This window comes from Curtobacterium sp. A7_M15, assembly GCF_030705415.1.
Taxonomy (GTDB): Bacteria; Actinomycetota; Actinomycetes; order Actinomycetales; family Microbacteriaceae; genus Curtobacterium.
This window is the reverse complement of the sequence record NZ_JAUZED010000116.1, coordinates 1-10,982: the sequence shown is the minus strand read 5'-3', so window position 1 is coordinate 10,982 and position 10,982 is coordinate 1. Positions and strand designations below refer to the sequence as shown.

Genomic DNA, 10,982 nt, shown 5'->3' with positions numbered 1-10,982 from the left:
TCCCGGCGGCCCGTTGTTCCACACCCCCGCCTGCGGGGGTCCCGCGCCCGGTCACGGGCATCGCGCCCCGAAGAGTCGGGGCGCGATGCCCGTAACGGGGCGCACGTGCGAAGAGCGAGGCGCGAGCGCGCTGCCGACGCAGGCGCGGGGCCCGGGAGGCGCACCTGTGGTGCCGATGTCCCGGGAAGCCGCGTGGTTGTCCAAAGTCTGCGGTCCTGGGCGTGCGCACACGGCCGGGCCGCCAGCGTGGACGCCAACGAGAGGAGCGTCCATGCGCGCGATGACGTACCGCGGACCGTACCGGGTCCGCGTGGAGGAGAAGCCGGACCCGACGATCGAGCACCCGAACGACGCCGTCGTACGGGTCGAGCGGGCCGCGATCTGCGGCTCCGACCTGCACCTGTACCACGGGATGATGCCGGACACGCGGGTCGGCCACACGTTCGGGCACGAGTTCATCGGTGTCGTCGAGGAGGTCGGCTCGTCGGTCGAGCGGCTGTCCGTCGGCGACCGGGTGATGGTGCCGTTCAACATCTTCTGCGGATCGTGCTGGTTCTGCGCGCGCGGCCTGTTCTCGAACTGCCACAACGTGAACCCGAACGCCACCGCCGTCGGGGGCATCTACGGGTACTCCCACACCACGGGCGGGTACGACGGCGGACAGGCCGAGCGGGTCCGGGTGCCGTTCGCCGACGTCGGTCCCTCGGTCCTGCCGGACGGGCTCGACCCCGAGGACGCTCTGCTCATGACGGACGCGCTGAGCACCGGCTACTTCGGCGCGCAACTCGCCTCGATCCGCGAGGGGGACACCGTCGTCGTGCTCGGCGCCGGACCAGTCGGCCTGTTCTCGGCGAAGTCCGCCTGGCTCATGGGCGCCGGCCGCGTGATCGTCGTCGACCAGCTCGAGTACCGCCTCGAGAAGGCCCGCACCTTCGCCCACGCCGAGACCATCAACTTCGCCGAGGTCGGTGACGTCGTGTTGGAGATGAAGCGGCAGACCGACTTCCTCGGGGCCGACGGCGTGATCGACGCAGTCGGGGCCGAGGCGGACGGCAACTTCACGCAGCAGGTCACGGCCTCGAAGCTGAAGCTCCAGGGCGGATCGCCGACGGCACTCAACTGGGCCATCGACGGTGTCCGGAAGGGCGGGACGATCTCCGCCGTGGGCGCCTACGGTCCGATCCCGAGCGCCGTCAAGTTCGGCGACGCGATGAACAAGGGCATCACGATCCACACGAACCAGGCGCCCGTGAAGCGACAGTGGCCCCGGCTCCTCGAGCACATCGCAGCCGGCCACCTGAAGCCGAGCGACATCATCACCCACCGCATCCCGCTCGAGCACATCGCCGAGGGCTACCACCTGTTCTCGTCGAAGCTCGACGGCATGATCAAGCCCGTCATCGTCCCGTGAAGGAGGACAGCATGACCGACCACACGCCCTACATCGCCGATCCGCCGCGACGCGTCCCGTCCGCGGACGAACTCCGTGCCCGGATCCCGGGGTGGGGGAGCGATCTCGACCTCGCCGACCGTCCGTCGGTGCCGAAGCTGTCGCGCGAGGCCGGCTCCGCGACCGGTGCCCACTGGGTGGTGCCGGAGCAGCAGCCCGGCGCCCGCGGCCGGGAGCGGTCGGTCGAGCACGCGCACGTGACGCCGGTGTTCGGGACGGCCCAACCCCTGCGGGGCGTCGCCGGGGTCGTCCGGCGGTACGCCTACCGGCGGTTCAGCGAGGGGCGGCTCGCGCACTGGCTGCTGCTGGTGCTCGGCGACCGGATCGACGTCGCGGCGCACCGGGTGACCGATGCGCTCCGTGGTCGGCCCGACCGGGTGATCCGCGAGACGGGCGTGCGCGCCGAGCGGGGGAAGCACCCGGTGTCGTCGCGGCTCCGTTCGTCCCGGCGGGACTGGCGGCACCAGGTCCTCGACCCGATCGTGGCGAACTGGGGGTGGCTGGCGGTGTTCGGCGGGGTGGTGCTCGTGGTGCGTCGGGTGCGGCGTCGCTGACGTGCGGCCTCGGGCTCGCTGAGGCGTGGCGCGCGCGGGCGAGTGGGGCGGGCGCGTGCCGCGGGTGGGGCGGGCGCGTGCCGCGGGTGGGCGCGCGCGTGCCGCGGTGATGCGACATCGTCGACGTCGTGCGACATCGATGTTGTCGCCACCGTGCGCGTGCAACTGTTGCGTCCGCGCGGGAGCGACGTGGTCGATGTCGTACGACATCGGTCGTGTCGTTGCTGCGCGTGCGCAAGAGTTGTGCACGCGGTACGACGACGGCCTGACTCGCCGAGGCCTGCCGCTCGGCAGAGTCCCCGGCGCTCCCGTCTGGATGCGCGCCCGCGGGGAGGAAGCACGCACGAGCGAGTGGCGACCCCGATCCGGAGGCGACCGACGTGCGTCGGCCGAGCCGCGCCTCCTGGACCGTCCCGCAGCGGGAGCAGCAGTCAGCCGACCACGGTGATCGCCACCGTGGTGGCGTTCGAGGAGACGCTCGCACCGTCGCGGTAGCGCACCGTGATGCTGTGCTGACCCGGTGCGAGCCCGCCCTCTCCGCGTCGGATGTGGCCGCTGAACCGGCCGGCCGCTCCGGTCGAGACCGTGCCGACGACCACGTCGTCGACGGCGACCTCGACATCGGCGTCCGGCCAGCCGGTGATCTTGATCGGCAGCGGTGCGCTCGTCGCCGTGCTCCCGTCGAGGGGGTCGGTGATGGACGGGACGAACGCGAACGGGCTGCTGTCCGTCGCGGCGGAGGTGTTCCCGGCGGCGTCAGTCGCGGTGACCCGGACCGCGGTCGCGGTCGGGAGCAGGCCGGCCACCACGATGCGCCACCGACCGTCGGAGTCGGTGGTGGTGGAGGCGCTGCCCGTACCGTCCGCGACGGTGACGGTGACCGTGCTGCCTGCCTCGGCGGTCCCGGAGAACGTCGGCGGCGTGGGGTCGGTGGGCGTCCAGGTCGTCGCGATGGTCGGGGGCGCCGGTGCCGTCGTGTCCACCGTCACCGTGACAACGACCGGGAGAGAGACCGTGTGCTCAGGTGCCGTCGCGGTGATGCTCACGCGCACGACACCGTCCGCAGGGAACCGGAGCGTGGTGTTCCACGTGCCATCGGGCCCCGCGGTGGCAACGGCTGTCGCCGTACCGGAGCGCGCTTCGACGCGGCTCCCGGCGGTCGCGGTGCCGGTGAGCGGGACGGCCCGGCTCGCGACGAGCACGGTGTCCTGCGTCGGGACCGGCGGCTCGGACCGCGGGAGCTGGTCGCCGCCGTTCGTGGTCGGGGAACCGCCGGTCGTGTCCGGTGTCGTGCCCGGCCTCGGGGATGTGGGCGTCGTGCCCGGGTCAGGGTCGGCAGTCGCGGACGGGCCGTCCGCGGCGATGCCGAGGACGGTGTCGAGGACGGAGACCGGCGCGGTCGGGATCACCGGGCTGCTCCCGCGGGCGTTCCGGCCCGGTGAGGGGAGGGGGCTCGGCTCAGCGACGCGGGGCGGTACGGCGCGGTCCCGCGGTTCGGTGCGGTGCAGCGGTTCGGCGGGGTCCGGCGGTTCGGTGCCTTCGACCGGGGCAGTCGGGGTCCCCGTCGCGTGTGTCTCCGACCCGGTGGCGGTGGGTCGGTCGTCCGACCACGGCCCGGCGACCGCGACGACGGTCGAGGCCACGACGAGTGCCGCGACCGCGCCGAGCAGTCCGGTGCCTCCGGACAGGAGCGGGCGTGGAGGAGTGACCGCTGCCGCACCCTCGACCGCCGACGCCGGTGCATCCGCGTGCAGCACCGCGCTGCCGATGCCCGTGCCGACGACCGGGGGGAGGAGCGCCGCCGCGATCCGCCCGGCGAGTCGGCGAGTGTCGTCGAGCACGGGAGGACAGTGCACGCAGTCCCGGATGTGCGCCTCGAGACGGCGACGATCGCGAGCGCTGAGCGTGCCCGCTTCGTAGGCGCCGAAGGCTGCCAGCTGGCGACGGCACTCGTCGGGCAGACCCTCGGTCGCGAGGTGCTCTTGGATCCACGCTGCGCGGAGCGCCTGCCGGGCTCGGAACGCCAGCGACGACACGGCGCCGGGTTGGAGGTCGACCAACGGGGCGACGTGGCGTGGCCGCAGTCCTTCGACCTCGGTGTACCAGAGGACGGTCTGCCACCGTTCGGGGAGCGTGCTGAACGCGCGACCGAGGGCCGTCCGGTCGGCAGCGCGCGCCATCTCCGTGGACGCGTCGGGTCCGGGGTCCTCGAAGGCGTCGAAGTCGACTTCGGCGTCCGTGTGGCGCGCGCGTCGGCGGAACTCGGTGGCTGCGACGTTGCGGATGACCGTGTAGAGGTACGGCCGGAACAACTCGTCGGGACCGGCGCCGCGTTCGATCGCGCCGACGACGTTCGTGAAGGCCTCGGAGGCGACGTCCTCGGCCTCCGACGAGCCCACGAGTCCCGCCGCGTGTCGGACGGCGGCGCGGTGGTGCCGACTCCAGAGCGCAGCGATCGCCGTCCGGTCGCCGTCGCGCGTCGACCGGATCAGTGCAGCGTCACTGCCGGGCTCAGAGCTACCGCGCACGTCGTTCGCTCCTCGTCTTCGGTTCACCGTCCGGGCGGTATGGTCCATCTGAACACACCGGTCCGAGTGTGGGGAGTCCGAGTCGGAGGTTTCATCACGCAGGTCCGGCAGATCCGTCGGACGTGGACGTGGCTCAGGCTCTGGTCGCGGTGATCACGAGGTTCTGCGTCGACGGTGAGCCGTCCGGGCGTTCGAGGCAGGTGATCAGGAGCAGACGGTCCGGGACGTCGCCCCACACTCCGGCGTCGTCGGCGATCCGGTCCTTGTCGACCAGCGTCGAGCCGGTCACCGTGTACGCCACGCCGGCGACCCGCGCGACCGCACCGATCGCGACTCGACTCCGACCCCGATCGACGTCCGTGAGGAAGTTCCCCGGCGCGGTGCCGCCCCCGCGCAACGAGTGCATCACCACCACCACGGTGCCGGACGCGGCGCGCTCCGGAACGACCCCGACGTCGCGGACGAGGTACGCGGATCGGAAGCCGGGCGGCGTGATCCTGCCGTTGACGGCGTCGAGCGCACCGAGCGGGACGTCGAGGCGGACGGACGGCACGACGAGGCGCCCTGATCCGTCCGGTGTCGCGCGTGCTTGCGGGGCAGTGACGACGGGTGCCTCGAGTCGCACGGGGTCGCCGTGCATGTCGCGGACGGTGCCGGGCGGTACCGAACTCGTCGCTGTGACCACGCCGCTGATCCCGAGGGCGAGCATCGTGACGGCGGTCACGGCGGCGATGACGAGCAGGAGGGTGGAAGGTCGCCCCGCGGGTCGGACTTGCACGGTGTCTCCTCGAGTGGTCGGGCATGGTTGATCGCGGGGGGTGCGTCCTCGCTGGGGTGTGCAGGCCGGTGGACGCTTCGGGTGCTGCCCACCGGCCTGCGTGCCGGGGCGTCGTTCGGGCGACGGACCCGGCTGGACTCCGGCCGACCAGGGTCGTCGGGCGGAGCGTTCGAGGCCGCGGCACCGGGTGCCGCGGCGGCTGGTCAGGGTCGCGGTCGAGGACGCGTCCGTGCGGCCCACGCGCCGAGGACCAGCAAGAGCGTGAGTCCACCGCTGCTGACGAGCGCGACGGACCACCAGGGCGCCGAGCGGTCGGACACGGTCCCACCGGTGTCGATCGCAGCGCCGCGCGTGGTGGGGACCGGCGACGGAGCGGCAGGCCCGCTCGTGCCGTCGCCGTCGCCGGTCGACCCCGCCGGAGTCACGGTGGGGCCAGGGGTCGGGGTCGCGACGGGCGTGGACGGAGACGTCGGTCGCGGGGTGGGCGTGGACGTCACCGGAGCTGTCGGGGTCGGGGTGCTGGTCGGCGCGGTGCCGGACCCCGAGGCGCCACCGCCCTGGTGCACGACCGTGCCGCCGACCGATGCGTCGTCGCCGTCGATCCTGATCGTCGCGGTGTTCGTGTAGCGCCCTGCGAGGCCGCCGTCGGTGACGCGGGAGGCGAAGTGGACGTCGTAGAAGTACCCCTGCCGCGCGGTGAACGAGACGCTCCCCGCAGTGCTGACGGAGTCATCTCGCGGTGCCGGCGCCCATCCGGTCAGTCCCGACCGCCCATCGGCGCCCGTGGTGACCCGGTTCGTCTGCCAGAGGGTCGCGAAGGAGGAGCCGCGGTAGCTGGTGAGGAGCTCCTGGTCGGGTCCCGGGGAGTCGGTCACCGTGATCCGCTCGCCCCCGCGCATGCCGTCGGGGCCGGAGCCGATCGCCACGGTCCACTCGACCACGCCGGCCGCGGCGTCGTAGCTTCCCCACTTGCCACTGGTCCGGCCGGTGAAGGCGCAGCCCACCGTGCAGGTTCCGGGGCCGGTGCCGGGCTGTGCGGGCTCGACGGTCGTGGTCACGGCGGTCCCACCGACCTGGTACGTCGTCGAGGTGGCGGAATCGGTGGTGGTCCGGACCGTGACCCAGAACGAGAACGATCCGTGCAGGTCGTTCGGGTGCGCGGTGACGTAGGCGCTGTCGACGGCGCAGTCGAGCTGCGTGGCGGTCACGGTGCACCGTCCCATCGCCGAGCCGTCCGGTGCGAGCAGGGGGAACCCGTCGGAGCGGCCCTGGAGCTCGGGCGGCAGGTCCACCACGAAGCCGGCCGGGGTGGCGGGGGAGTCCGGCAGTGACCAGGTGCCGGCGAGTTCGGCGCTGCTCCCGGACGTGACGGTCTCGGACGTGAAGCGGAGGTCGGCGATCGTCGCGTTGGTGGTGTAGCCGTCGGCGGCGGAGGCGGGGACCGCGGCGCCGATGCCGACGGCGATGGCGGCCACGGCGGCGATGCCGGTGGCGAAGAGGGCGGACCGACGGCGATCGCGAGGTCGGGCAGGGTGGTGGTGCATTCGGGTTCTCGGGTTCCTACGGCAGCCAGGCCCGCGGCACCGGGCGGGGACGTGGCCGACTCGGGTCATCGGGTTGCGGTGCCGGAGGTGAGAGTCGGCCCTGCCGGTTTCGTCACGCGCTGCCGCGATGTCGCGCTGCACTCGTGTCGCGGCCGCGCGCGTGCAACTGTTGCGTCCGGACGGGGGCGACGTGGTCGGTGTCGTACGACAGCGGTCTTGTCGCACGCGCTCAACCCCCGCACGCGACACATGACGCACGCAGCATCATCCACCGCGCGCCCACAACGAAAATGCCCCCGGGCCGAACGGCCTGGGGGCATTTCATCTCTTGTGTCCGAGGGGGGACTTGAACCCCCACGCCCTAATACGGGCACTAGCACCTCAAGCTAGCGCGTCTACCAATTCCGCCACCCGGACAGGTGTTCCTGCAGTTGTCGACCGGCGCTCCGGGCTGTTTCCCCGGCGTTCCTGCCGAGAGAAGACACTAGCACGGGTCTGAACGCCCGATGAACACGGCAGCGCATCCCGGGCGCGTCCCGCACGGCGTCGACCATGTGACGCCGCGCGCCGGGGGCGCCGGGTGCACACCGGTAGCGTTGGCGCATGACGAACCCGGAGGCCACGCCGACCGACCTCGAGGCCACTGCGGCGATCGCCCGCGACCTCATCCGCATCGACACCACCAACTGGGGCGAGGGGAAGTCCCGGGGTGAGACCGAGGCGGCGCACTACGTCGAGGCGAAGCTCCGGGCGCTCGGGCTCGAACCGCAGCTGTTCGAGTCGGAGCCCGACCGGGTGAGCGTCGTCGCCCGGGTGCCCGGCCGCGACCGCGACAAGCCCGCCCTGGTGGTGCACGGGCACCTCGACGTGGTGCCGGCCGACCCGGCGAACTGGTCGGTGGACCCCTTCGGCGGCGAGGTCCGGGACGGCATGCTCTGGGGTCGCGGCGCGGTCGACATGAAGAACATGGACGCGATGATGCTGACGTCGCTGTCGGACGTCATCGAACGACAGGGAGCGCCGGAGCGCGACCTCGTGATCGCCTACTTCGCCGACGAGGAAGCCGGGGGAGTCCTCGGCTCGCACCACGTCGTCACGAACCACCCCGAGGTGTTCCGGGGCGCCACTGCCGCGATCAGTGAGGTGGGCGGCTACTCGATCACCCTCGGTGACCGTCGTGCGTACCTGCTGCAGACGGGCGAGAAGGCCCTGATGTGGATCAAGCTCGTCGCGACGGGCACCGCGGCGCACGGCTCGCACGTGATCCACGACAACGCCGTGACGAAGCTCGCGGCGGCGGTCGCCCGGATCGGCAGCGAGGAGTGGCCGGTGCGGCTGTCGGCGACGACCGACGCGATGGTGGCCGAGGTCGCCCGCTTCCTCGGGGTGGACCCGACGGTGACCGGTCCGGACGAGGTGGCGCTCGCGACGGGGTCCGCGTCCCGCTTCATCCACGCGGCCCTGCACACGACCACGAACCCGACGGTGCTCAGCGCCGGGTACAAGCACAACGTCATCCCCGACCGCGCCGAGGCCCTGGTGGACATCCGGTGTCTCCCCGGCGACGAGGAGACCGTGCTGGCGCGCGTGCGGGAACTCGCCGGCGACGACGTCGAGGTGGTGATGTCGTTCCGCGACATCGGGCTCGAGCAGGACTTCGGCGGCCCACTGGTCGATGCCGTCCGGGACGTGCTCGAGCGTCACGACCCGGGTGCTCCGGTGCTGCCCTACCTGCTCTCGGGCGGGACGGACAACAAGGCGCTCTCGACGCTGGGCATCGCCGGCTACGGCTTCGTGCCGCTGCAGCTGCCGGCGGGGGTGGACTTCCCGGCGATGTTCCACGGTGTGGACGAACGGGTGCCGCTCGACTCGCTCGCGTTCGGTCGGCGGGTCCTCGGAGACCTCCTCGCCACCTACTGATATTGTGCATGGTCGCCGGTCCGGCGGTGTCCTGAACCGACTCTCCCCGAAAGGCCCGAGCCGTGCACATCCTCGAGGCGATCTTCCTCGGCTTCGTCCAGGGGCTCACCGAGTTCCTCCCGGTGTCCTCCAGCGCCCACCTCCGCATCGTCGGGCTCTTCCTGCCGGACGCCCAGGACCCGGGTGCGGCGTTCACCGCGGTGACGCAGCTCGGCACCGAGACCGCCGTCCTGATCTACTTCTGGCGCGACATCACGCGGATCATCGGGCGGTGGTTCCGGTCGCTGTCGGGGAAGACCGTGCCCCGCAACGACCCGGACGCCCGGCTCGGGTGGCTCGTCATCCTCGGGACGATCCCGATCGGTGTCGCCGGCCTGTTGCTCAAGGACTCGATCGAGACCACGTTCCGGTCGCTGTGGATCGTCGCGATCGTCCTCATCGTGTTCGGCATCGTGCTCGGGGTGCTCGACGTCGTCGGCAAGAAGGTCCGGCGCATCGAGCACATGACGTTCGGCGGCGGGATCCTGATCGGCCTGGCGCAGATGCTCGCCCTCGTGCCCGGCGTCTCGCGGTCGGGGGCGACGGTGTCGATGGGGCTCGCGCTCGGCTACACCCGCCCCGCAGCCGCCCGCTTCGCGTTCCTGCTCGCCGTCCCGGCCGTGTTCCTGTCCGGTCTGTACGAGGCGGCGACGAGCCTCGGCGACACGGGTGCGCCGTTCGGGGTGGTCGACACGCTGATCGCCACGGTCGTCGCGTTCGTCGTCGGCTTCGTCGTGATCGCCGCGTTCATGAACTACATCAGCAAGCGCAGCTTCATGCCCTTCGTCGTCTACCGGATCGCACTCGGTATCGTTCTCCTCGTGTTGTTGTCGCTCGGAGTGGTCCAGCCGTGAGGGCCTGGCAGGTCCCGTCCGTCCCCGAGGTCCCGGGCGCCGCACCCCGTCCGGTCGTGCACGACACGGCGACCGGCAAGCCCGTCGACCCGACCGGCGGCGACGAGCGTGCCGCGCTCTACGTGTGCGGCATCACCCCGTACGACGCCACCCATCTCGGACATGCGGCGACGTACCTCGCGTTCGACACCCTCGGTCGCGTCTGGCGCGACGCCGGGTTCGAGGTCGAGTACGCGCAGAACACCACGGACGTCGACGACCCGCTCCTCGAACGGGCCGCACGGGACGGCGTCGACTGGCGGGAGCTCGCGGCCTCGCAGATCGACCTGTTCCGGCGCGACATGGAGTCGCTGCGGGTCCTCCCGCCCGACGAGTTCGTGGCGGTGACGGACGAGGTCGAGCACATCGCCGAGGCCGTGGCCTTCCTGCAGGAGACCGGCTACGCCTACTCGGTGCCGACGCCGGACTCCGAGGGTGACGACGTCTACTTCGACGTGAACCGTCCGACCGAGGGCTGGGCGCTCGGTGACGAGAGCGGCCTCGACCGCGAGACCATGCTCGCCCTGTCGGCCGAGCGCGGCGGCGACCCCGACCGGGCCGGCAAGCGCGACCCGCTCGACCCGCTGCTCTGGCGTGCCGCGCGGGCGGGTGAGCCGAGCTGGGACTCCGCCGTCGGCCCCGGTCGCCCCGGGTGGCACATCGAGTGCAGCGTCATCGCCGGCGACCGCCTCGGCCTGCCGATCAGCGTCCAGGGCGGCGGCAGCGACCTCGTCTTCCCGCACCACGAGATGAGCGCCGGGCACGCCGCTGCGCTCGCCCACCAGCCGCTGGCGCAGGCGTACGTGCACACCGGGATGATCGCCTACCAGGGCGAGAAGATCTCGAAGTCGCTCGGCAACCTCGTCACGGTCCGTGGATTGCTCGACGACGGTGCCGACCCGCGTGCGATCCGCCTCGCGCTGCTGTCGCACAAGTACTCGGACGACTGGGAGTGGTTCGACACCGAGCTCACCAGCGCCACGACGCGGCTGGCCACCTGGGACGCGTGGGCCGCCGGGAGCGACGCCGGACACGCCGACGACGCGGCCGAGGTCATCGCCCGGATCCGGGCCCGCGTCGCGGACGACCTCGACACGCCGGGCGCCGTCGCCGCGGTCGACACCGCGATCGCGGGCGGCACGGCCGTCACGCCGGAACTCGTCGACCTGATCGACGCCCTCCTCGGCATCCGCCTCGGCTGACGCCGCTCCCGGAGGCGGTCGAGCGCCCGGAACGTCCCCAGAGACGGACGGGAGGCGCGGTGCCAGCCGGCACC

Annotated in this window: 8 protein-coding genes and 1 tRNA gene; 5 read left to right on the top strand and 4 right to left on the bottom strand. The window is 72.4% G+C overall.

Annotated features, from left to right (window positions below; genetic code table 11):
- Nucleotides 1-271: 271 nt before the first annotated feature.
- Both Q7F20_RS15820 and Q7F20_RS15815 read left to right on the top strand, forming a co-directional pair.
- Nucleotides 272-1,411 (top strand): zinc-dependent alcohol dehydrogenase, encoded by a 1,140-nt coding sequence (locus tag Q7F20_RS15820; protein WP_305741027.1) that lies wholly within the window; start codon nucleotides 272-274, stop codon nucleotides 1,409-1,411.
- Between the two features lie 11 nt (nucleotides 1,412-1,422).
- Nucleotides 1,423-2,004, top strand: a complete 582-nt coding sequence (locus tag Q7F20_RS15815; RefSeq protein ID WP_305741026.1) for a hypothetical protein — start codon at nucleotides 1,423-1,425, stop codon at nucleotides 2,002-2,004.
- 431 nt (nucleotides 2,005-2,435) lie between these two features.
- Here the strand turns inward: Q7F20_RS15815 and Q7F20_RS15810 are convergent, their stop codons facing one another.
- The 4 genes from Q7F20_RS15810 to Q7F20_RS15795 all read right to left on the bottom strand — a co-directional run bounded on the left by Q7F20_RS15810 (nucleotide 2,436) and on the right by Q7F20_RS15795 (nucleotide 7,271).
- Nucleotides 2,436-4,532, bottom strand: a complete 2,097-nt coding sequence (locus Q7F20_RS15810; RefSeq protein ID WP_305741025.1) for a sigma-70 family RNA polymerase sigma factor — start codon at nucleotides 4,530-4,532, stop codon at nucleotides 2,436-2,438.
- Nucleotides 4,533-4,665: 133 nt separating this feature from the next.
- Nucleotides 4,666-5,310 (bottom strand): class F sortase, encoded by a 645-nt coding sequence (locus Q7F20_RS15805; RefSeq protein WP_305741024.1) that lies wholly within the window; start codon nucleotides 5,308-5,310, stop codon nucleotides 4,666-4,668.
- 203 nt (nucleotides 5,311-5,513) lie between these two features.
- Nucleotides 5,514-6,854 carry a hypothetical protein gene (locus tag Q7F20_RS15800; RefSeq protein ID WP_305741023.1) on the bottom strand — a complete coding sequence of 447 codons (1,341 nt, stop codon included), beginning with the start codon at nucleotides 6,852-6,854 and terminating at the stop codon, nucleotides 5,514-5,516.
- A 331-nt stretch (nucleotides 6,855-7,185) separates the two neighbouring features.
- Nucleotides 7,186-7,271, bottom strand: a tRNA-Leu gene (locus Q7F20_RS15795).
- A gap of 186 nt (nucleotides 7,272-7,457) precedes the next feature.
- Here Q7F20_RS15795 and Q7F20_RS15790 point away from each other — a divergent pair.
- The 3 genes from Q7F20_RS15790 to mshC all read left to right on the top strand — a co-directional run bounded on the left by Q7F20_RS15790 (nucleotide 7,458) and on the right by mshC (nucleotide 10,908).
- Nucleotides 7,458-8,774 carry a M20/M25/M40 family metallo-hydrolase gene (locus tag Q7F20_RS15790; RefSeq protein WP_305741022.1) on the top strand — a complete coding sequence of 439 codons (1,317 nt, stop codon included), beginning with the start codon at nucleotides 7,458-7,460 and terminating at the stop codon, nucleotides 8,772-8,774.
- Nucleotides 8,775-8,836: 62 nt separating this feature from the next.
- Nucleotides 8,837-9,667 (top strand): undecaprenyl-diphosphate phosphatase, encoded by an 831-nt coding sequence (locus tag Q7F20_RS15785; RefSeq protein WP_305741021.1) that lies wholly within the window; start codon nucleotides 8,837-8,839, stop codon nucleotides 9,665-9,667.
- Entirely contained in the window at nucleotides 9,664-10,908 is a 1,245-nt protein-coding gene (gene mshC, locus Q7F20_RS15780) for a cysteine--1-D-myo-inosityl 2-amino-2-deoxy-alpha-D-glucopyranoside ligase (RefSeq protein ID WP_305741020.1), read from the top strand. The genes Q7F20_RS15785 and mshC overlap by 4 nt, the downstream gene beginning before the upstream one ends.
- Nucleotides 10,909-10,982: the final 74 nt, after the last annotated feature.